12 protein-coding genes and 1 pseudogene are annotated in these 22,880 nt (G+C 72.6%); 9 read left to right on the top strand and 4 right to left on the bottom strand.

The genetic code is table 11. The features are described from left to right. The 4 genes and pseudogenes from AB0A63_RS34730 to AB0A63_RS34715 form a co-directional block, all read right to left on the bottom strand. Positions 1-571 (bottom strand): annotated as a pseudogene (locus AB0A63_RS34730) (methylmalonyl-CoA mutase); the annotation flags it as partial. A 302-nt stretch (positions 572-873) separates the two neighbouring features. Beyond that, a complete protein-coding gene (locus AB0A63_RS34725; RefSeq protein WP_360398867.1) occupies positions 874-1,074 on the bottom strand; it encodes a ferredoxin in 201 nt (66 codons plus the stop codon). A gap of 23 nt (positions 1,075-1,097) precedes the next feature. Next, positions 1,098-2,339 carry a cytochrome P450 gene (locus AB0A63_RS34720; RefSeq protein ID WP_360398864.1) on the bottom strand — a complete coding sequence of 414 codons (1,242 nt, stop codon included), beginning with the start codon at positions 2,337-2,339 and terminating at the stop codon, positions 1,098-1,100. A 28-nt stretch (positions 2,340-2,367) separates the two neighbouring features. Then, positions 2,368-3,609: a cytochrome P450 gene (locus AB0A63_RS34715; RefSeq protein ID WP_360398861.1), complete on the bottom strand. Its 1,242-nt coding sequence runs from the start codon at positions 3,607-3,609 to the stop codon at positions 2,368-2,370. 314 nt (positions 3,610-3,923) lie between these two features. Between AB0A63_RS34715 and AB0A63_RS34710 the strand changes: the two genes are divergently transcribed. The 9 genes from AB0A63_RS34710 (at position 3,924) to AB0A63_RS34670 (ending at position 22,836) form a co-directional block, all read left to right on the top strand. Beyond that, positions 3,924-4,880, top strand: coding sequence for a proline iminopeptidase-family hydrolase (locus tag AB0A63_RS34710; protein WP_360398858.1), 957 nt, complete (start codon positions 3,924-3,926; stop codon positions 4,878-4,880). A 3-nt stretch (positions 4,881-4,883) separates the two neighbouring features. After that, the gene (locus AB0A63_RS34705) at positions 4,884-5,840 is read left to right on the top strand and encodes an ACP S-malonyltransferase (protein ID WP_360398855.1); all 957 of its coding nucleotides are present in this window, start codon (positions 4,884-4,886) and stop codon (positions 5,838-5,840) included. Between the two features lie 21 nt (positions 5,841-5,861). Beyond that, the gene (locus AB0A63_RS34700) at positions 5,862-6,113 is read left to right on the top strand and encodes a phosphopantetheine-binding protein (protein ID WP_360398852.1); all 252 of its coding nucleotides are present in this window, start codon (positions 5,862-5,864) and stop codon (positions 6,111-6,113) included. Between the two features lie 3 nt (positions 6,114-6,116). Beyond that, positions 6,117-7,691, top strand: a complete 1,575-nt coding sequence (locus AB0A63_RS34695; RefSeq protein WP_360398849.1) for an AMP-binding protein — start codon at positions 6,117-6,119, stop codon at positions 7,689-7,691. Between the two features lie 32 nt (positions 7,692-7,723). Continuing rightward, complete coding sequence (locus AB0A63_RS34690; protein WP_360398846.1) at positions 7,724-9,250, top strand: AMP-binding protein; 1,527 nt, start codon at positions 7,724-7,726, stop codon at positions 9,248-9,250. Next, complete coding sequence (locus AB0A63_RS34685) at positions 9,247-10,479, top strand: type III PLP-dependent enzyme (RefSeq protein ID WP_360398843.1); 1,233 nt, start codon at positions 9,247-9,249, stop codon at positions 10,477-10,479. Before AB0A63_RS34690 ends, AB0A63_RS34685 begins: the two co-directional genes overlap by 4 nt. Further along, positions 10,479-10,961 carry a cobalamin-dependent protein gene (locus AB0A63_RS34680; protein WP_360398840.1) on the top strand — a complete coding sequence of 161 codons (483 nt, stop codon included), beginning with the start codon at positions 10,479-10,481 and terminating at the stop codon, positions 10,959-10,961. The genes AB0A63_RS34685 and AB0A63_RS34680 overlap by 1 nt, the downstream gene beginning before the upstream one ends. Beyond that, on the top strand, positions 10,958-12,223 hold the full coding sequence (locus tag AB0A63_RS34675; protein ID WP_360398837.1) for a methylaspartate mutase: 1,266 nt from the start codon (positions 10,958-10,960) through the stop codon (positions 12,221-12,223). The genes AB0A63_RS34680 and AB0A63_RS34675 overlap by 4 nt, the downstream gene beginning before the upstream one ends. An 89-nt stretch (positions 12,224-12,312) precedes the next feature. Then, on the top strand, positions 12,313-22,836 hold the full coding sequence (locus AB0A63_RS34670; RefSeq protein WP_360398834.1) for a type I polyketide synthase: 10,524 nt from the start codon (positions 12,313-12,315) through the stop codon (positions 22,834-22,836). Positions 22,837-22,880 lie beyond the last annotated feature (44 nt).

The following is a 22,880-nucleotide window of genomic DNA, read 5'->3' as shown; positions in this document are numbered from 1 at the left end:
CCAAGGCCAGCGACGCACCCAGCTCCTCCGCGTCCGACCCGCCCGCGTCGTGGAACGGCAACGCGTCCACCACGACCGTCCGCAGACCGGGGAACGTGCGGGAAACCCGCGTGATCAAGTCGAGTGCGTCGCCGGTCGGCCTGAGCGCGAGGGTGCCGCGGACGGACTCCGGAGCGATCCGGCCCCACAGCCGCAGCATGGCGACGGCCACCTCCGGCGAGCCGTCCAGCACGATCGGCGTCAGGTCCAGGTGGACGTCCGCCAGCACGGTCTTGAGGGAATCGGCCGGTACGGACAGCCACAACGACGTGACGCCGCCTTCGAGGTCGTTCAGCACGGCGATCGGGTCCGGAACGGAGTGCCGCTGGCGGATGTCCCAGCCCTGCTTCACCGGCGCCAGGCAAGGAAAGCTCGCCGGTGCGTCGGTGTAGAGAGGCTGAACGTCGATGCCGTCGGGCGTGCGGGTGATCAGTGAGTCGAAGTCCGCTCCCGACTTGCGGAGCACGGCGTCGACCAGATCGCGCCACTGTCCGTACGACGCTGCTGGGAACTCTGCTGCCAGCTCCATCATGTGTCGAGTCTTTCCACGACTACGGGCTTCGACAACCCCTATCCCACAACGCTTAGGGGTGCCGGGGCCGGTCAGCGCGAGCGGCGTGCGGTGCGGGAAAGCCGAGTCCCCACAACTTTCGCTGAGATCAATATGTCCATTATGGACTCAATGAACGCACGTTCGCCGCGATGCACAAAGCCGCCATGCCACACCCGCAGGCGAGCGGCGGCGGGGTGGTCACCGCCTCCAGTGCGGACAGGAGCGCGGGAACCGTTCGAGTGGCTGGGACAACCACTCGAACAGCGCCCGGCCGCCAGATCTCAGACGCTCGCGGTGTTCAGGACGATCGTGCGCGCCGGACACAGGTCCGCCGCCTGGTGGACCGAGTCGTGCAGGTCCTCGGCGGGGTGGTCCTGGAGCACGACGACCAGACCGTTGTCGTCCTGGTCGAACACCTCGGGGCTGACCATGGCGCACTGACCCGCGCCCACGCAGCGGGCGCTGTCGGTGGTGACGTGCATCAGGGTGCTCCTCTTGCCGTTCCTCACCAGGTGACGGGAAGTTCGTAGACGCCGTAGACCATCGCGTCGTCCTTGTAGCGCAGCTGGTCGGCGGGTACGGCCAGTTTCAGCCCGGGAATCCGCTGGAGCAGCGTTCCGTAGACGACCTCGAGCTCGACGCGGGCGAGGTTGGCGCCGATGCACTGGTGGATGCCGAAACCGAAGGCCAGGTGGCTGCGGGCCTCCTTGCGGTGGAGGTCGATCACGCCGGGGTCGGGGAACACCGACGCGTCGTGGTTCGCCGCGCCGTTCAGGGCGAGGACGCCGTCGCCGGCCGGGATGGTCACGCCGCCGACCTCGATGTCCTCCAGCGCGACCCTGGCGGTGCCGGAGTCGGAGATCGAGAACGTGCGCAGCAGCTCCTCGATCGCGCCGGGCAGCAGGGACGGGTCGGCGCGCAGCTCCTCGGACAGCCCGGGGTGCTCCAGCAGCGCCAGCACGCCCAGGGAGATCATGTTCGCCGTCGTCTCGTGCCCGCCGACGAGCATCAGCCGGGCCATCGTGACCACGTCGAGGTGGTCGGCGACCTGCTCCACCCGGTTCTTCTCCAGGAACCGGCTGATCAGGTCGTCACCGGGCTCCTTCTCCTTGGCGGTGACCAGCCCGTCGAGGTAGGCGTCCAACGCCTGCACGGCCGCACCGTACTCGGCCGGGCTCAGCTCGTGGTTCATCATGGCCGCCGACCACTCCTCGAACTGCGCGTGGTCGGCGTAGGGCACGCCGAGCAGTTCGCAGATCACCAGTGACGGCACCGGCAGCGAGAGTGCCGTGACCAGGTCCGCGGGACCGCCTGCCGCGAGCATCGCGTCGATCCGCTCGTCCACGATCTGCTGGATGCGCGGGCGCATCTCGCGGACGCGCCGTGCGGTGAACTCGGGGATCAGCATCCGTCGCTGCGCGGTGTGGTCCGGCGGGTCCATCGACAGCATCATCAGCCGCACCTGTGCCAGCAGCTCCGGTGGGATGTGGAACTGGTGCGGGTAGCCGGGCAGCTTGAGGTTCGAGCTGACGCGCGGGTCGCCGAGGACCTGCTTGACGTCGGCGTGCCGGGTGACCAACCACGCGGGTCGTCCGGTGACCTTCACCGTCGCCCGTGAGACGGGTTCACGTTCCCGCAGCTCCGAGTAGGCAGCCGGCTCCTTGAACGGGCATTCGCGGCGCATCGGGAACTGCGGCAGCTCTGGCTCTGCGCCGACGGTGCCGGGGGACTGGAGCGATTCGGTCATGACTGCCTCTCGGAAGGCGTGGGCGGTCTCAGCAGTGGACGGGCAGCTCGTAGACGCCGTAGACGATGGCGTCGTCCTTGAAGCGCAGTTCTTCCAGTGGTGCGGCGAGGCGCAACCCCGGCACGCGGCGCAGCAGCGTCGAGTACACGATCTCCAGCTCCATGCGGGCGAGGTTCTGCCCGACGCACTGGTGCACCCCGTAGCCGAAGGCGACGTGGCTGCGCGCTTCGCGCCGCACGTCCAGCCTGTCGGGGTCCTCGAAGACGTTCACGTCGCGGTTCGCGGCGTGGTTGAGCGGCAGGATGCCCTCACCGGCGCGGATGGTGACCCCGCCGAGCTCGATGTCCTCCATCGCCACGCGCGCGGTACCCGCGTCGGAGATGGAGAAGTACCGCAGCAGCTCTTCCACCGCGGTCGTCATCAGCTCCGGCTCGGCGCGCAGTGCGGCGAGCTGGTCGGGGTGCTCCAGCAGGGCGAGCACGCCGAGGGCGATCATGTTGGCCGTCGTCTCGTGCCCGGTGATCAGCATGACCTTGGCCATGCTGGAGAGCTCGGAGTGCGTGACCGACGGGGTCTCCCGGTTGAACGCGATCAGCCGGCTGATCATGTCGTCGCCCGGCTCCGACTCCTTGAGCGTGACCAGCTCGTCGACGTAGCGGTCCAGCTCGTAGTGCGCGCGGCCGCGTTCCTCCTCGCTCAGCTCGTGGCTCATGATCGCCCACGCCCAGGCCTCGAAGCGACCGTGGTCGGCGTAGGGCACGCCGAGCAGTTCGCAGATCACCAGCGAGGGCACCGGCAGCGCGAGCACGGACACCAGGTCCACCGGGCCGTCGCCCGCCTTGGCCAGCAGCTCGTCCACCCGCTCGTCGACGATCTCCTGCACGCGCGTGCGCAGCTGGCGCATCCTGCGCACGCTGAACTCCGGCGTGAGCATGCGCCGCTGCACGGAGTGCTCCGGCGGGTCCAGCGACAGGAAGGTGTGCGGGACCTGCTGGAGGATCTCGTCGGGCACCGGGACCTGGAGCGGGTAGCCGGGCAGCTTGAGGTTCGAGCTCACCCTCGAGTCCGACAGCAGCTTCTTGTACAGGTCGTGGCGGGTCACCAGCCAGGTGTGCTTGCCGTTGACCTTCAACTTCGCCTTGGAGACGGGCTCGGTCTCGCGCAGTCGCGCGTACTCGGCGGGCGGGCTGAACGGACAGGCCCTGCGCATCGGGAAGTCCGGGAGATCGGAGTCACCGACCGGTGCGGAAGGGGAGTCGGGGGTAGCCATGGGCAGTCCTCGTCGCTGGGGTAGACGGACGGGATGGCAGCGGTGCACGCCACTGTCCGCAACCTAGGGAGAGGGGGAGAGCGCTCCCACCCCTAATCGCCCCTAGAAACCGCTGTCCGTAGTGAGACGCTTTCGGTTGTGCCGTGCGAGCTTTCCGTTGTGAGCGTTCTCATTTCTGAAGCGAACCACACAGGGGACGCACCTCACGGAGCACCGGAACCCGGCCCCGCCGCGTAGGGGCTTTTAGGGGTCGGGGTCGGCGATAGCTTTCGGCTGGAAGTTCGGTCCCCAACGGTCAGCGCGCCATTTTGCCGGTGCCGCTGCCGTTCCAGCGAGTGCTGCCCGAGGAGGTGGTCTTCGTGCCGTTCGGAACCCGTGTCCCCTTGGCCAGCACCAAGGGAACGGTGGCCTTCCGCGACTACCGGACCTGGTACCGCGTGACCGGTGAGCTCGGCGGCGACCGGCCGGCCGTGGTCGCGGTCCACGGTGGACCGGGCAGCACACACGACTACCTGCTGCCGCTGGCGCGGCTCGCGGACGACGGCTGGCCGGTGGTGCACTACGACCAGCTCGGCAACGGCGGGTCGACGCACCTGCCCGACGCCGATCCGGCGTTCTGGACGGTCGAGCTCTTCCTGGAGGAGCTGGACAACCTGCTGACCAGCCTCGGGATCGCCGACAATTACGTCCTCTTCGGACAGTCGTGGGGCGGTCCGCTGTGCGCGAAGCACGCCGCGGCCGGCCCGGCAGGGCTGCGCGGGCTGGTGGTGGCCAACGCGCCGGCCTCGTACCCGATCTGGTTGCAGGAGATGGCGCGCCTGCGTGCCGACCTGCCGAGGGAGACCCAGGAAGCGTTGCTGCGCCACGAGGCGGCCGGTACCTACGACGACCGGGAGTACCTCGCCGCGATGCGGGTCTTCTACGACCGGCACGTCTGCCGGGCCCGGCCGTGGCCGCGCGACTTCGTCTCCTCGTACATGGAGATCTACAACGACCCCACCGTCTACTACGCGATGAACGGGCCGAACGAGTTCCACGTGATCGGCTCGCTCAAGGACTTCTCGGTCATCGACGACCTCCCCGCGATCGACACCCCGACGCTGCTGCTCAGCGGCCGCTACGACGAGGCGACGCCGACCGTGATGCGGCCCTACGAGGAGCACGTCAAGGGCGCGCGCTGGGAGATCTTCGAGAACTCCGCGCACCTTCCGCACCTCGAAGAGCCCGAGCTCTTCCACGAGGTGCTCGTCGACTTCCTCAAGGGGCTCTGAACGGTGGGCGCGCCCAGTGGCGGCGGTGGGTTCACCACGGCGATGGTCTTCCCCGGCATGGGACCGGTGCCGTTCCGCGACATCGGCCGGTTCATGGTGGCCAACCCGTTCGCGCGGGAACTGGTCGCCGTGGCCGACGACGTGCTCGGCTACTCGCTGGTGGACTCGCTGCGCGAGGACCCCGGCGACTACACCGAGGCCGCGCAGGTGGCGTTCTTCGTGAACTGCCTCGCCTGCGCGCGGTGGGCAGAGGCGGACCTCGGCGTGACACCGGACGTGGTGACGGGACCCAGCTTCGGCGAGAAGGCGGTGCTCGCCTACACCGGCGTGCTCGAACTGCCTGACGCGGTGCGGCTCACCGCCGACATCGCCCGGTGCCTCGACGAGTACTTCGCCGAGGAGCACACCGATGTCGTCACGCTGTCCTTCGTCCGCGCCCCCATGGCGAAGATCGAGCCGATCTTCGCCGAGCTCACCGAACGCGGCGAGTGGCACGAGATCTCCTGCTACGTCGACGACGGGTTCTTCATGGTGTCGATCGCGGAGAGCGAGGTCGAGTGGCTGGCGGCACGGGTGCGCGGGATCGGCGGGATGCCGCTCTACACGATGCGGCCGCCGATGCACGCCTCACTCTTCCGCGGGCTGCGCGACAAGGCCGAGCGCGAGGTCGTCTCGCGCTACCGGTTCGCCGACCCCTCGCTGCCCGTCGTGGCCGACCAGGACGGCTCGCTGCTGCACACCGGTGAGCAGCTGCGCACGATGCTGCTCGACGGGTTCGACCACCCGATGAACTGGCCGAGCGTGACGGACGCGCTGCGCGACTCCGGCGTGCGGCGGCTGTGCGTCGCCGGGCCGGACAGCCTGTTCGGCCGCGTTCCGTGCGCGGCGGAGCGGTTCGACGTCGTCGCCGCCCAGCCGCGGCTCGCGATGACACCCCGGCGCCGCGTGCTCGCGGCCTGAGCCAGACAGATGGAGGAAACCATGTGGAACGATGACTTCGAGGACCTGGTCCGCGGCTTTCTGCCGTTCCTTCCCGACACCGAGGACCTGGCACCGGAGGCCGACCTCAAGGAGCTCGGCCTCGACTCGCTGAACGCGGTGCACCTGCTCAGCGTTCTGGAGAACGCCTACCGCGTCCGCTTCGACGACAGCGCGCTGAGCATGGAGACCTTCCGCACGGCGGGCATGCTGTGGTCGACCGTGGAGCGCACACTCGACCACGCGGCGCGCTGAGCCATGACGGCGAACCTGGTCCAGATCACCGACAGCACCCTGGCGGGACGGTTCTCCCGCGGCCTCGCCCTGTCACCGGAGCGGCCGGCCGTGCGCGCGGACGGGGGCGTGACGACCTTCCGCGAGCTGCACGAGCGGGCACTGCTGCTCGCCGGCTCCGCACTCGCCGGCCTCGCCGAGGACACCCGGACGCTCGGGGTGCTGGTGGGCAAGGGAACCTCGGCCTACGCGACCCTGCTCGCGGGATTCTACAGTGGACTGACCGTGGTGCCGCTGCAGCCCGCGTTCCCCGCGGCGCGCACCCGGCAGATGATCGAGGCGGCCGGTGTGCAGGCACTTCTCGCCGACGACGACTCCCTGCCCGCGCTGCGCGCGCTGGCGGACGAGGGGGTCGAGCTGCCGACGTTGTTCGCGCCGGGCGGCCACCCGGCGCCGGGTCTGCGGATCGACCCCGGCAGCGCGTTGACGGCCCCGATGCCGACACGTCCGCACGACGTCGCGTACGTGCTGTTCACCTCGGGGTCCACGGGACGTCCCAAGGGCGTCCCGGTCACGCACGCCAACACGGCGCACTACTTCGCCTTGCAGGACAAGCGCTACGACTTCGGTCCCGAGGACGTCTTCTCGCAGACCTTCGACCTCAACTTCGACTGCGCGATGTTCGACCTGTTCTGCGCCTGGGGTGCGGGCGCGCCGGTGGTTCCGCTGCCGCCCCAAGCCTACGCGCGGCTCCCCGAGTTCTTGAGCGAGCACGGCATCACGGTGTGGTTCTCCACGCCGAGCGCGATCTCCCTGGTGCGCAAGACCGGCGGTCTCCAGGAGGGGTCCCTCAGCACCCTGCGCTGGAGCTTCTTCGCCGGTGAGGCGCTGCACGACGTCGACGCCGCCGACTGGGCGCAGGCCGCGTCCAGGTCCACCCTGGAGAACCTCTACGGGCCCACCGAGCTGACGATCACCGTCAGCGCCTACCGCTGGTGCGACGAGGAACGGCGGCACCACGTCGTGCCCATCGGCGAGCTCCACGAAGGTCACGACCTGGTGCTGCTGGACGACAACGGCAGGCCGAGCCGGACCGGGGAAGGCGAGCTGTGCGTCGCGGGCCCGCAGCTGACCGCGGGCTACCTCGACCCGGCCGACGACGTGAACCGCTTCCTGGTGCACGAGGGAAAGCGCTTCTACCGCACCGGCGACCGCGTGCGGCTCGCCACCGACGGCGCGGGGCTGCTGTACCTGGGCCGCAGGGACTCCCAGGTGCAGGTGCACGGCATCCGCGTCGAGCTGGCCGAGGTGGACGCGGCGGTCCGGGACTGCGAAGGCGTCGACCAGGCCGTCACGGTGGCGCTGGAGATGGAGGGCACGGTCGAGCTGGCCGTGTTCCACACCGGGGAACCGCTCTCGCCCGCGCGGCTCGCGCGGCACCTGCGCGACCGGCTGCCCTCCGGCGTCGTGCCGCGGGCCTACTACCACATCGACGCGTTCCCGTTGAACAGCAACCGCAAGATCGACCGCTCGAAGCTCACCTCCGAGGCGAGCGGGGCCGCGGTCAGAGGCCGGCCCCGCCCTCGCGGCGGCCGGTGACCGGGAACCAGCACGAAAGGCCCGAGCCACAAGTGAACTCCACCCAGACCACCGGGGCCCGCACCGGCGCCCTGGTCCACGACCTGCTCGACGAAGCCCTCGCCGGCCACCCCGACTCCTTCGCGATCAGCGACTCCGCCGGCCGGTGGACCTACCAGGAGCTGGCCGGCCACAGCCACGCCGTCGACGCCTGGCTGGCCCTCTCCGGCATCGGCCGCGGCGACCGCGTGCTGGTCCAGCTGCCGAGCAACCGCGAACTGGCGGCCCTGCTGTACGGCACGTCGCGCTGCGGCGCGGTGCTGGTGCCGGTCAACACCGGGATGAAGGACTTCCACCTCCGCGCGGTGGTGCAGAACGCCGAACCGGCGCTCATCATCGTGCCCGACGAGGCGGTGGACCGCGTCGCCGCGTTCTCCGGCGGCGTGGCCGTGCGCGGCTTCTCCGGTGTGTGGGCCGAGATCGAGGACCTGTACCGGATGAAGGCGCGGGGCGCCGGCACCGACGTGCACCCCGACGACGTCGCCGTGCTCGTCTACACCTCGGGCTCGACCGCGGCGCCCAAGGCGGTGATCTGCCCGCACCGGCAGATGGTGTTCGTCACCGGGGCGATCAACGCCGAGCTCGGCTACCGGCCCGACGACGTGGTCTTCTGCCGGTTCCCCATCTCCTGGGACTACGGGCTCTACAAGGTGCTGCTCACCGCAGCCGGCCACAGCGAGCTGGTGCTCGCCGACGGCGAGTCGGACCTGCTGCTGCTGAGCCGGATCGTGGACACCGGCGCGACCGTCGTGCCGATCGTGCCCTCGCTGGCCACCATGATCAGCACGCTCGCGGAGCGCGGTGTCCCGGAGGGTGCGCGGGTGCGGATGTTCACCAACACCGGTGCCGCGCTGCCGAAGCCCACCGCCGACGCGTTGCGCGCGGCCTTCCCCGGCGCCGAGGTGATCATCCAGTTCGGACAGACCGAGTGCAAGCGGGTGTCCGTGCTGCCGCCGGAGCTCGCCGGCAGCAAGCCGGACTCGGTGGGCAGGCCACTGCCCGGCACCCGCGCCTTCGTCGTGGACGAGCACGGTGAGCCGTTGCCGCCGGGAGAGATCGGGGAGATCGTGGTCGAAGGACCGCACGTGATGCCGGGCTACTGGCGCGCCCCCGAGCAGACCGCGCGTTCCTTCCGCGTCGGGTCCGATGGCGGGCTTCGGTTGCACACCGGCGATTTCGGTCGTGTGGACGAGGACGGGTTCCTCTACTACGAGGGCCGCCGCGACGACATGTTCAAGCACAAGGGCGTGCGCATGAGCACGACCGAGCTGGAGGCCGCGGCCGCCGACGTGCCCGGTGTGCGCGCGGCAGCCGCGGTGCCGCCCGAGGACGGCCGTGCGCTCGCCGTGTTCGTGGAGGGCGACATCGAACCGCACGCACTGCTGCGGGAGCTCGCGCGCCGGCTCGAACCCGCGAAGGTGCCCTCGGTGGCGAGGATCGTCGAAGAACTGCCGCTGACCCAGCACGGCAAGTACGACAGGGCCCGCCTCACCAAGCTCCTGGAAGGAGTCGCACCGTGACCGGCTACCGGGAGATCGCGGACCGCTTCGGCACGCCTGCCTTCGTCTACGACCTCGACCGCGTCGTGGCGGCCAGGGACGACCTGCTCGCGGCGTTGCCCGAGCAGGTGGTGCTGTACTACGCCGCGAAGGCCAACCCCCACCCCGAGCTGCTGCGCGAGCTGCGTTCCGGCGAACGCGGCGTCCGCGCGGAGATCAGCTCGACCGGCGAGCTGGACGCGGTGCTGCGCGCCGGTTTCCGCGGTGACGAGGTGCTCTACACCGGCCCCGGCAAGACGGCGGGCGAACTCGCCACGGCGATCGCGCACGGCGTGCGGCTGTTCTCGGTCGAGTCGATCGGGGACCTGCGCCGCGTCGGCGCGGTGGCGCTGGAGGCGGGCACGACCGCGGACTGCCTCCTGCGCGTCAACAACGCCACGGGGGCCGCGGCGACGAGCATCCGGATGACCGGTGTGCCGTCGCAGTTCGGGTTCGACAGCGAGACGCTGGCCGACCTCGCCCCGGCTCTGCGCGAGGTGCCCGGGACGACCATCGCCGGGCTGCACTTCTTCCCGTTGAGCAACACCCAGGACGAGGACAGCCTCATCGCGGAGTTCCAGCACACCATCACCAGCGCCGCACGGCTGCAGGACGTTCTCGGTGTCCGGTTCCGCTTGGTCGACATCGGCGGTGGTTTCGCCGCGCCGTACGCCGTGCAGGGCCACCGCCCTGTCTACGAGTACCTGGGCAAGGCCATGTCGGAGGCGCTCGACGAGCACTTCCCCGGCTGGCGGGACGGCGCGCCGCGGATCGCCTGCGAGTCGGGCCGGTACCTCGTCGCGGACAGCGGCACGCTGCTGACCTCGGTCGTCAACGTCAAGCACAGCAGGGGACAGCGCTACCTGGTCCTCGACGCGGGGATCAACACCTTCGGCGGCATGTCCGGGCTCGGGCGGATCATGCCGATCTCCGTCGAGCCGCACGAGGCCGTCGCCGAGGGCGCCGGCGCGCACCTCGCCGGCCCGCTGTGCACCCCCGGCGACCTGCTCGGCAGGGGGGTCCGGCTGCCCGACCTGGAGCCCGGTGAACTGCTGACCGTGCCCAACGCCGGGTCCTACGGCCCGACCGCGAGCCTGCTGATGTTCCTCGGCAGGCCCGCGCCCACCGAAGTCGTCGTCCGCGGTGCCGATGTCGTCTCCGCCTCCCGCATCGAGCACTCACGAGCATATGAACACGGAGAGGCACTCTGATGACCATTTCTTCGCCGCAGCGCGACAACGTCGATCTCCTTCCCGGCGACGCGGGCGACCAGCCCGTGCTCGTGGCGGGCGGTACGTCGGACTCGCACACCTGGAACCTCGTCTACCTGCAGCTGTTGATCGAGGAGCACGGCAGGCGGGTGGTCAACCTCGGCCCGTGCGTGCCGGAGGACCTGCTCGTCGAAGAGGCGGTGGCGGAGCAGCCCGCGCTCGTGGTCGTGAGCAGCGTCAACGGCCACGGCTTCCACGACGGCATCCGGATGGTCACACGACTGCGCGCGCGGCAGGAGCTCGCCGACGTCCCCGCGGTGATCGGGGGCAAGCTCGGCATCACCGGCAGCTCGTCCGCGGAACAGGTCGCCGAGCTGAAGGCGGCGGGCTACGACGCGGTGTTCGCCGACGGCGTGGACAGCGGGGGCATCGACGAGTTCAGCCGCCTGCTGTTCGAACTGCCCCAGCGGCTGCGGGTATGACCCGCGCAAGAACCGGTTTCGGCGCCTTCGTCCGCGAGGCGCACGAGCGCGGCAGGCTCGTCGTGCAACCGCGCATGGGGATGAGCGATCCCGAGCGGATGCGCGCGGGCCTGCGGGCCACCAGGAAGGCCGACGCGACCACGGTCGGCACCCTGACCATCGACAGCTACACGCGCGTCGGTGATCTGGAGTCGGCCCGCCTGGCCCTGCTCGAAGGGGCCGCGCTCAACGGGTACCCGATCGTGAGCCACGAGCGCCGGACCACCGAGGCGGTGCTCGACGGCGTCTGCGGACCGGACTTCCCGGTCCAGGTGCGGCACGGTTCGGCGGCACCGGAGGACATCATCCGCGCTCTGCTCGAGGTCGGGCTGGACGCTTCGGAGGGCGGGCCGATCTCCTACTGCCTGCCCTACGGGCGGGTGTCGCTGCGGGAGTCCGTGGCGCACTGGACGGCGGCGTCCGAGCTGATGGCGGCCGCGCGCGGGCCGGGCGTGGAACCGCACCTCGAGACGTTCGGCGGGTGCATGCTCGGGCAGCTGTGCCCGCCGAGCCTGCTCGTCGCGATCAGCGTGCTGGAAGCGGTGTTCTTCCGGCGGCTGGGCATACGCAGCATCTCGGTCAGCTATGCGCAGCAGACGAACGAGGCCCAGGACGCCGAAGCCGTCGCCGCGTTGCGCGCGCTGTGCTCGATGCTCCTGCCGGACGTCGACTGGCACGTCGTCATCTACGCCTACATGGGAGTGTTCCCGGAGACCGAGGACGGCGCGCGTGCGTTGCTCGGCGCGGCGGCAGGGCTGGCGTCGCGCACGGGGTCGGAGCGGATCATCGTCAAGACGGTCGCGGAGTCGCAACGCATCCCGTCGATCGAGGAGAACGTGGCCGCCCTGGAGCTGGCCTCCGACGTCGCCGCCCGCACGCCGTACGCGCCGGCCCCGCTGGAGGGCAACGCCGTCCACGCCGAAGCCCGCGCACTGGTGGAGGCCGTGCTGGCGTTGAACGACGACCTCGGCCAGGCGTTCCTGACGGCGTTCGCGACGGGCCTGCTCGACGTGCCGTACTGCCTGCACCCGGACAACGCGGGGGAGAGCAGGAGCTACATCGACACCGATGGCAGCCTGCGCTGGTCGCGGATCGGGCGGATGCCGTTGCGCGGTATCGCCGAGAGCCGCGCGGCGCGCGGACTCACGTCGTCGGAACTGCTGCGGTCGCTGTCCTTCGTGCGCCGCAGCTACGACGGCATGGCCGCCGCCGGTGTGTCTTAGGGGCTTTTAAGGGTGGGGTCCCTCCTCCTGCTCTCGTTACGTTCCAAGCAAGGACCAGAGATCGCGCCGGTCAGTCGGGAGATGCGCGGATGAACGGGCTCGTAGCCGAATCAGCACTGGCGACACGGCTGGCGCAGGCCGCGCCGGGCGGACGCCGCCGGGTGGTCACCGAGTTGGTGCGCGCCGCCGTGGCGGAGGCCATCGCGCAGGCGCGGCCGGACGCAGCGGCCGCCGGTGCCGCGCTCGACGCCGAGCAGTCCTTCGCGGCGCAGGGGCTCGACTCGCTGGCCGCCGTCCACCTGCACCACGTCCTCACCGAGCGCACCGGGATTCCCCTGCCGGTGAGCCTCGCCTACGACTGCCCGACGCTGCCGGAGCTGGTGGACCGGCTGCTGCGCGCGGCCGACGGATCCGACGACGCCGCGGACGTGCCCGCAGCCCCCGCCACCCCCGCCACCATCGACGACGAGCTGGTCGCGATCGTGGGCATCGGCTGCCGCTTCCCCGGCGGCATCGACGATCCGGCGGCGTTGTGGCAGCTGCTCGCCGAGGGCGGCACCGTGCTGTCCGACTTCCCCTCCGACCGCGGTTGGGACCTCGGCGCCCTGTTCGACGACGATCCCGAGACGCCGGGCAGCGCCTACGTGCGCAAGGGCGGGTTCCTCGGCACCGCGACCGGCTTCGACGCCGAGTTCTTCGGCATCAGCCCGCGCGAGGCGCTGGGCATGGACCCGCAGCAGCGGCTCGTGCTCGAGACCACCTGGCACGCGCTCGAGAACGCCGGGATCGACCCCACCGCGTTGCGCGGCACGGCGACCGGTGTCTTCGTCGGTGCGGAGATGCTGGACTACGGCCCGCACCTGCACGAGGCACCCGACGGCATGGACGCGTACCTGTTGGCGGGCAACGCCTCCAGCGTCGTGTCCGGCCGGGTCGCGTACGTGCTCGGTGTGGAAGGTCCCGCGCTCACCGTGGACACGGCGTGCTCCGCGGGACTCGTCTCGCTGCACCTGGCGTGCCGCTCGTTGCGCGCGGGGGAAACGACGCTCGCGCTCGCCGGTGGTGTGGCCGTGCTCGGTGGACCGGGTGTCTTCACCGCGTTCAGCAGGCAGCGCGGCCTCGCGCCGGACGGGGTCTGCAAACCCTTCGCCGCGGCCGCGGACGGCACCGGTTTCGCCGAAGGCGTGGGCGTCCTGGTCCTGGAGCGGCTGTCGGACGCGCGGAAGAACGGCCACCGGGTGCTCGCCGTGGTGCGCGGCTCCGCGGTGAACTCCGACGGCGCGTCCAACGGCCTCACCGCGCCCAACGGCACCGCGCAGCAGCGGGTCATCCGCAGTGCGCTCGCGTCAGCGGGACTCACGCCGGCGGACGTCGACGTCGTCGAGGCGCACGGCACCGGTACCCGGCTCGGCGACCCGATCGAGGCGACGGCGCTGCTGGCCACCTACGGACGCGACCGCGCGAGGCCCCTGCTGCTCGGGTCGGTGAAGTCCAACCTCGGGCACACCCAGGCCGCCGCCGGCGTTGCCGGGGTGATCAAGGCCGTGCTCGCGATGCAGCACGGCGAGGTTCCCGCGACGCTGCACGTCGACGAACCGACGCCGCACGTCGACTGGTCCTCCGGCCAGGTCGAGCTGACCGTCGAGTCCCGTCCGTGGCCGGAGACGGGCCGCCCGCGCCGCGCCGCCGTGTCGTCCTTCGGCGTCAGCGGCACCAACGCGCACGTCATCCTCGAACGCCCCGAGCAGGAACCGGACACCTCCGCGCCGAGCCCGGCCGGCGCCCGCCCGCTGGCGTTCCCGCTGTCCGCGCGCGGCGAGGACGCGCTCCGCGCGCGTGCCCGTGACCTGCTGCCCCTCGTCGACACCGTCGAACCGGTGGAGCTGGCACAGGCGCTCGGCACCACGCGTGCCGCGCTGCGCGACTCGGCGGTGCTCGTCGCGACCGGCCGGGACGAGCTGCGCGCTGCCCTGGAGGGACTCGCGAACGGTGCCACCGCGGTGCCGCAGCGGGTGCCGGGCGAGATCGCGTTCCTGTTCGCCGGGCAGGGCAGCCAGCGCGCGGGGATGGGCCGCGAGCTGGCGGCCGCCTATCCCGTCTTCGCGGACTCGCTCGCCGCGACCTGTGCCCACTTCGACCTCCAGCTGCCGCGCCGGCTCGACGAGCTGATGTTCGCCGAGCCGGGCAGTGCCGACGCCGCCCTGCTGGACACGACGGAGTACGCGCAGCCCGCGCTGTTCGCCGTCGAGGTCGCGCTGTACCGGCTGTTCGAGAGCTGGGGCCTCACGCCGGACCACCTCGCGGGCCACTCCGTCGGCGAGATCGCGGCCGCGCACGTCGCGGGCGTGCTGACGCTGCAGGACGCGACGATCCTCGTCGCCGCGCGCGGCCGGCTCATGCAGCGGCTGCCCGCCGGGGGCGCGATGCTCGCCGTTCGCGCGTCCGAGGCCGAAGTGACCCCTCTGCTGACCGCGGGAACCGGGATCGCCGCCGTCAACGGCCCCGAGTCGGTCGTGGTGTCGGGCGAGCTCGGCGACGTCGAGCGGATCGCCGCGGAGCTGTCGTCACGTGGTCGCGACACCCGGCGTCTGCGCGTGAGCCACGCCTTCCACTCGCCGCTCATGGAGCCGATGCTCGACGAGTTCCGCCGCGTCGTGCGCGTGCTCGACTTCCGCGAGCCGCGCCTGCCGATCGTGTCGACCGTGACCGGGCAGCCGGTGTCGGGCGAAATGTGCGATCCGGAGTACTGGGTCGGCCACGTCCGCGCACAGGTGCGTTTCCACGACGCGCTGCGGCTGCTCGCCGACACGGGCGTGCGCACGTTCCTCGAGCTCGGACCGGGCGCCACGCTGTCGGCGATGGGACCGGAGTGCGTGGACGCCGGCGGAGTGGCCTTCATCGCGGCGCTGCGCCGGGACCGGCCCGAAGCGCACGAGGCCATGTCGGGGCTCGCGGCCGTGCACTCGCGCGGCGTCCCCGTCGACTGGCGGCGGCACTTCGCCGGGTTCGGCGGCGCTCCGGTCCAGTTGCCCCAGTACCCGTTCCAGCGGCGGCGCTTCTGGCTCGACCAGGGCACGTCCGCCGGCGCGCTCGGACAGCTGCCCGCCGATCACCCGCTGCTCGCCGCTGTCGCCGGCGTGGGCGCGGACGCCGCGGTGCTGACCGGACGGATCTCCACGCGCACCCAGCCGTGGCTCGCCGATCACGTCATCGGCGGCAGGGTGCTGTTCCCCGGCACGGCGTTCGTGGAGCTCGCTCTGCGCGCCGCCGACCACGTACCCGCCGGCCCGCCGCTGCAGCTGGAGGAACTGACCCTGAGCGCACCGCTCGTCCTCGGTGGCGACGAGGAGGTCTCCGTCCAGGTGGCGGTCGGCGTGGCGGACGAGGACGGTCGTCGTCAGGTCACCGTCCACAGCCGCGCCGACCAGGCGGGCCCGTGGACCGAGCACGCCGCGGGTGTCCTCGCCCCGGCCGACGCCGCCGATCCCGCGCCGTTCGGCGAGTGGCCGCCGCCGGGTGCCGACCCGGTGGACACGGACGACCTCTACGAGCGCCTGGCTGACGAGGGGTACGGCTACGGGCCGGCGTTCCGGGGTCTTCGCGCGGCGTGGCGGCAGGGCGGGACCGTGTACGCCGAGGTCGCGTTGCCGGAGGGGATCGCGGAGAGCGCGGGTGCGTTCGGCCTGCACCCCGCGTTGCTCGACGCGGCGTTGCACGCGGCGGACCTGGACGCGCCTCCGTCGGAGGTGAGCGTGCCGTTCGCCTGGACCGGCGTCACGCTGCACGCCACCGGCGCGACCGCCGTGCGCGTCGCGATCACGCGCGGCGACGGAGGCGGCATCTCGCTCCGGCTCGCCGACGTCACCGGTGCACCGGTGGCCGACATCGGCGGACTGGTTTCCCGGCTCGTGCAGGACCAGGAGGTCCTGCACGCTGTGCGGTGGGTGCCACACCGTGCCCCGGCACCCACCGCAGTTCCACAGGGCACTGTCGTGCACCGCTTCGGCGGTGCCGCGAGCGCGGACGCGCGGGACGCCCGCGAGCACGCCGGCACGGCACTGCGCCTGGTGCGCACGTGGCTGGAAGACGACAGCACGACCGCACCGCTCGTCGTGGTGACCCCACCCGCGAGCCCCGCGCACGCCGCGGTCCGCGGGCTCGTCCGCGCGGCGCAGGCCGAGAACCCCGGTCGTTTCGTGCTCGTCGAGCACGACGCCGAGCCTTCCGAGACCGAACTGGCCCAGGCCCTCGCCAGCGGTGAGCCGGAGCTGTCGCTGACCGGCGGGCAGTTCCTCGTCCCGCGCCTGGTCTCCGCTCCGGTCTCGGTCCCGGCCACCGCAGCCGCCGACGACTGGGGCACCGTGCTGGTGACCGGTGGCACCGGCGGGATCGGGTCGCTCGTGGCGCGGCACCTGGTCGAGGCGCACGGCGTCCGCCGCCTGGTGCTGGCCGGCAGGCGCGGAGAGGTGCCCGGCTTCGTCGGGGACCTGGACGCCGAGGTGACCGTGGTGGCCTGCGACATCGGCGACCGCGACGCCGTCACGCGGTTGCTGGCGGAGCACCCCGCCGACTCGGTGGTGCACGCGGCGGGAGTCGTCCGCGATGGTCTGCTCGGCTCGCTCACCGACGAGATGGTCGACGAGGTCTTCCACGCCAAGGCCCACGGCGCCTGGCTGTTGCACGAGCTGACGCTCGACCGCCCGCTGAAGCGGTTCGTGCTGTTCTCCTCGCTCGCCGCGGTGCTCGACGCGCCGGGCCAGGCCAACTACGCCGCCGCCAACGCCTACCTGGACGCGCTCGCCGAGCACCGCGCGTCACTCGGCCTGCCCGCCACGGCGCTGTCCTGGAGCCTGTGGGCGACGGGCACCGGCATGGGTGCCGCACTCGACGCCGCCGCGCTGCGCCGCATCGCCGCCGCCGGGCTGCCGGGACTCCCGGCGGAACGGTCGTTGCGGCTGTTCGACCTCGCCGTCCGATCAGGACGGTCCACCGCGGTGCCGGTCGAGGTGGACGCGGCCGCCGTGCGACGCCGTCCCGACGGCGTGCCGCACCTGTTGCGCGAGCTCGTGCGTCCCGCCGTGCGCCGTGCTGCCGCGGGCGGTGCGCGGACCACCGAGGAAGGCCGGTTCGCCACCGTTCCGGTCGCCGAGCGCGAACGCGTGGTGCTGGACCTCGTGCGCACCGAGGTGGCCGACGTGCTGCGCCACGACGGAGCCTCCGCCATCGACCCGGCGCGCGCGTTCACCGAGCTCGGGTTCGACTCCCTCGCCGCCGTCGAGCTGCGCAACCGGCTCAACGCGGTGACCGGGCTGCGGCTGACCGCCACCCTCGTGTTCGACCACCCGACGCCGCGCGCGCTCGCCAAGCACGTCGAGGAGGGCCTGTTCGGCAGCGCCGAGCCCGTGGTTCCCGTCGTCGTGCGCGACCCCGGCACCACCACCGATCCGATCGTCATCGTCGGCACGGCCTGCCGCTATCCCGGCGGCGTCACCTCGCCCGAGGACCTGTGGCGGCTGGTCGCCGACGGCGTCGACGCGGTGGGCGGGTTCCCCGCCGACCGCGGCTGGGACGCCGACGCGCTCTACGACCCCGAGCCGGGCACGCCCGGCCGCACGTACACGCGGGAAGGCGCGTTCCTCCACGACGCCGCGCGGTTCGACGCCGGCTTCTTCGGCATCAGCCCCCGGGAGGCCACCGCGATGGACCCGCAGCAGCGGTTGCTGCTGGAGGTGTCCTGGGAGGCGCTGGAACGGGCGTCGATCGACCCCGCCACCGTGCGCGGCAGCCGGACCGGCGTCTACGCGGGCGTGATGTACCACGACTACGGTGCCTGGCTCCCCGAGCTGCCGGAGGACCTCGCGGCCTACGCGGGCAACGGCAACCTGGGCAGTGTCGTCTCCGGCCGCGTCGCGTACGCGCTCGGTCTCGAGGGCCCCGCGGTCACCGTCGACACGGCGTGCTCCTCGTCCCTGGTCACGTTGCACCTCGCCGCTCAGGCGCTGCGGCAGGGCGAATGCGACCTCGCCCTCGCCGGCGGCGTCACGGTGATGTCCACACCGGACACGTTCATCGACTTCTCCCGCCAGCGCGGGCTCGCCGCCGACGGCCGCTGCAAGTCGTTCGCCGACGGCGCGGACGGCACGGGCTGGGGCGAGGGCGTCGGGGTGCTCGTCGTCGAACGGCTCTCCGACGCGCGGCGCAACGGGCACCGGGTGCTGGCCGTGGTGAGCGGTTCCGCGATCAACCAGGACGGCGCGTCGAACGGGCTGACGGCGCCGAACGGCCCGTCGCAGCAACGGGTCATCCGCGCGGCCCTCGCCGCGGCCGGCCTGGCACCGTCCGATGTGGACGCCGTGGAGGCGCACGGCACCGGAACGACCCTCGGCGACCCGATCGAGGCGCAGGCGCTGCTGGCGACCTACGGTCAGGACCGCGGTGAACCGCTGTGGCTCGGTTCGATCAAGTCGAACATCGGGCACACGCAGGCCGCGGCGGGTGTCGCGGGTGTCATCAAGATGGTCGAGGCCATGCGGCACGGCGTCCTCCCGAAGACGTTGCACGTCGACGCGCCGTCCTCGAAGGTCGACTGGGAGGCGGGCTCCGTCGAGCTGCTCACCGAGGCCCGTCCGTGGGAACCCGGAGCCCGGCCGCGCCGTGCCGCCGTGTCGTCCTTCGGCATCAGCGGCACGAACGCCCACGTCATCATCGAGGAGCCCGGCGCGCAGGAGGCGGTGGCCGGGGGAGAAGCGCCCCCGGTCGTCGCCCTGCCGGTCTCGGCGCGGACGACCGCGGCGCTGCGCGACCAGGCACGCAACCTGGTCACCGCGGCGTCCACCACCGCCCCCGCCGACCTCGGCTTCGCCCTCGCCACCACGCGCGCGGCGCACGACGAGCGCGCCGTCGTCCTCGCCGGCGCGGACTCCTCCGACGACGTCACGGCGGGCCTCGACGCGCTCGCCCTGGCCGCCGACGCGCCGGGGCTCGTCGTGACCGGTTCGGTCACCGACGGCACGCTGGCGTTCCTGTTCTCCGGTCAGGGTGCCCAGCGACCGGGCATGGGACGCGACTGGTACCGCACCCACCCCGTCTTCGCGGAGCACTTCGACCGCATCGCCGCGCAGTTCGCCGGTCACCTCGGCCACCCGCTCGCCGACGTGCTGTTCGGCGACGGCGAGGCGGCCGCGCTGCTCGACCAGACCGCCTACACGCAGGCCGCGCTGTTCACCACGCAGGTGGCCCTCTACCGGGTGCTCGAGTCGGCGGGGCTGCGTCCGGCGTGGCTCGCGGGGCACTCCATCGGCGAGTTCGCCGCCGCGCACGTGGCGGGTGTCTGGTCGCTGTCCGACGCGGTGACCGCGGTCGCCGCGCGGGGCGAGCTGATGCAGGCCCTGCCCGCCGGCGGGGCCATGATCGCCGTGCAGGCCACCGAGGAGGAGGTCACCCCGCTCCTCGGCGAGCGGTGCGGCATCGCCGCGGTCAACGGGCCCCGCGCGGTCGTGGTGTCCGGTGACGAGGACGCCGTGGAGGCGGTCGCCGCGCGGTTCGCCACGACCCGGCGGCTGCGGGTCTCGCACGCCTTCCACTCGCCGCGCATGGAACCGATGCTGGCCGGCTTCCGCGAGGTCATGGCCGGGCTCATCGCGCACGAGCCCGCGGTGCCGATCATGTCCACGCTCACCGGCGAGCCCGCGACCGCCGCCCAGCTCGGCTCGGCCGGCTACTGGGTGGACCACGTGCGCGGGACCGTGCGCTTCGCCGACGCCGTGCGCGCGCTCGCCGACCGCGGCGTCGACACGTTCCTGGAGCTCGGCGCCGCCCCCGTGCTGACCGCGATGGGACCCGACTGCCTCGTCGAGGCCCAGGGCGATGCCGAACCGGCCTTCGCGTGCACCGCGCGCAAGGACACCGGGGAGGTGCGCGCGCTGCTGACCTCGCTCGCCGAGGTGCACGTGCGGGGCTTCGACGTCGACTGGCGTCAGCTCTACGGCGACTTCACCGGCGCGCACGTGGACCTGCCGACCTACCCGTTCCAGCACCGGCACCACTGGCTGCCGCTGGCCGCGACCGGCGGCGACGTCACCGCGCACGGACTGTCCTCAGTGGACCACCCGCTGGTCAGCGCGGCCGTGGACCTGCCGGGTGCCGGCGGCCTGCTGCTCACCGGACGCGTCTCGCTCGCCACGCACCCGCTGCTCGCCGAGCACGCCGTCCTCGGCACCGTGCTGGTACCCGGTGCCGCGCTGGTCGGCCTCGCCCTGCACGCCGGCCGCCTCACCGGCCGCCCCGCGCTCACCGAGCTGACCCTGCAGTCGCCGCTCGTCGTGCCGGGGGAGTCGGCCGTGCGGCTGCACGTCTCGGCCGCCGCCGACGGCACCGTCGAGATCCACTCGCGGCCCGACGACGCGACCGGAGAGTGGACCTGCCACGCCACGGGCGTTCTCGACGTGGTCGGGGACGCGTCCGGTCAGGCGCCGGTCGCCGAGTGGCCCGCGCCGGGCGCGACCGGGCTCGACGTCAGCGGCCTGTACGAGCGGATGCACGCCGAGGGCTACGACTACGGGCCCGTCTTCCGCGCCGTGCGCGCCGCGTGGCGGGCCGGCGAGGACACCGTGCTCGCGGAGCTGGAGCTGCCCGCGGAGGCCAGGCACGACGCCGTCCGCTACGGCCTGCACCCGGCGTTGCTCGACGCGGCGCTGCACGTCACCGGTCTGCTCGACCCGCGAGCCGAACCCGCCGATGCCGGCGCGGGCGTGGTCGAGCTGCCGTTCGCGTGGACCGGGGTCACCCAGCACGGCTCCGGCGCGCTCGCCGCCAGGGTGCGCGTGACCCGCGCGGGCACCGGCGGCCTGCGGATCGAACTCTCCACAGAGGACGGAGCACCGCTGGCGACCGTGGCGTCGTACGTGACGCGGCCCGTCGCCGCAGACCGGCTGGGTGCCCCGGCCCGGGAGCTGTACGTCGTGGCCGGCGAGCCGGTGCCGAAGCCCGTCGTGCGGGCACACCGGAACTGGGCGGTGCTCGGTGACGACGACCTCGGACTCGGCGTCCCGGTCGCACCGGAGCCCGCCGCACTGGGCACCGCCGACGCGGTCCTGTACGCCGCACCGGTGCCGGACGGCACCGCTGTGCCGGACGCCGTGCGGTCAGCCCTCGCCGAGACCCTGCGGGTCGTGCAGGCGTGGCTCGCCGACGAACGGCAGGCGGTGCTCGTCGTGCTGACCCGCGACGATCTCGCCGGCGCGGCGGTGCGCGGTCTCGTCCGTGCCGCGTACGCGGAGGAACCCGGACGCGTGGTGCTCGTGGACCTCGGAGACGCCCGGCCGGACCTCGCGTCCCTCGGCGCGGCACTCGACACCGGTGAGCCGGAGGTGCGCCTCAAGGACGGCGAAGTGCACGCACCGCGTCTCGTCCGCGCACCGGACGCGGTGGACCGCACGGCGCAGCGCCCGTGGGGCACCGTGCTCATCACCGGAGGGACGGGCGGGCTCGGCGCGCTCGTCGCGAAGCACCTCGCACGGCGCAACGACGTCGAAAGGCTCGTTCTCACGAGCAGGCGCGGGCCGGACGCGCCGGGTGCCGCCGACCTGCTCGGCGAGCTGAGCGCGCTGGGCGCCAAGGCCGAGGTCGTCGCCTGCGACGTCGCCGACCGCGCGGCCGTCGCCGCGTTGCTCGCGCTCACGCCGGTCGACAGCGTCGTGCACACGGCCGGTGTGCTGGACGACGGCGTCATCACGGCGCTGACACCGTCGCGTGTGGACACCGTGCTGCGCCCGAAGGCCGAGGCCGCCTGGCACCTGCACGAGCTGACCCTCGGCCGCGAGCTGGCGCACTTCGTGCTGTTCTCGTCGGCCGCGGGCACCATCGACGCCTCCGGCCAGGGCAACTACGCGGCGGCCAACGCGTTCCTCGACGCGCTCGCCGCGCACCGGGCGGACCTCGGGCTCGCCGCGACGTCGATGGCGTGGGGCCTGTGGGCGGGCGGCGGCATGGGCGCGTCGCTGGACGAGGGCGAGCTCGCCCGGATCGAGCGTTCCGGCGTCGGCGTGCTCGAACCGGACGACGCGCTCGCCCTCTTCGACGCCGCCGTGACGACCGGCCTGCCCGCCGTGCTGCCGGTCCGGCTCGACCTCCGGGCGCTGCGGCGGCGAGGCGAGGAGGTGCCCGCGCCGCTGCGGACGCTCGCCGGCGTCGCCGTGGCACCCGCCCAGCACGCCCGCACCCTCGGCGACCGGCTCGCCGGGCTGCCGAAGGCCGACCACGAGCACGTCGTGCTCACCGCCGTCCGCACCGAGGTGGCCGGGGTGCTCGGCCACGCAGGGCCCGCCGACGTGGAACCACGGCGCGCTTTCACCGAGCTGGGGTTCGACTCGCTCGCCGCGGTGGAGCTGCGCAACCGGCTCAACGCCGTCAGCGGGCTGCGGCTGCCGTCCACGATGATCTTCGACTACGCGACGCCCGCCGCACTCGCCGGCTACCTCCTCGGCCGCCTGGCCCCGGAACCGCCGGCCGAACCGCAGGTGCCGCGGACAGCGGACGGCGAACCCGGCACCGACATCAAGTCCATGGACGTGGCCGACCTCGTGCGCGCCGCGTTGAACCGCAGCGGCACCTGAGCCGCCCGCCCGGCCACCCGGGGAAGCAGGGCCAAGCCGAGCGA

This window comes from Lentzea sp. NPDC042327 (genome assembly GCF_040647275.1).
Classification (GTDB): domain Bacteria; phylum Actinomycetota; class Actinomycetes; order Mycobacteriales; family Pseudonocardiaceae; genus Lentzea.
Note: the sequence above shows the minus strand (reverse complement) of the source record. Positions and strands in the feature narration are given on the sequence as shown.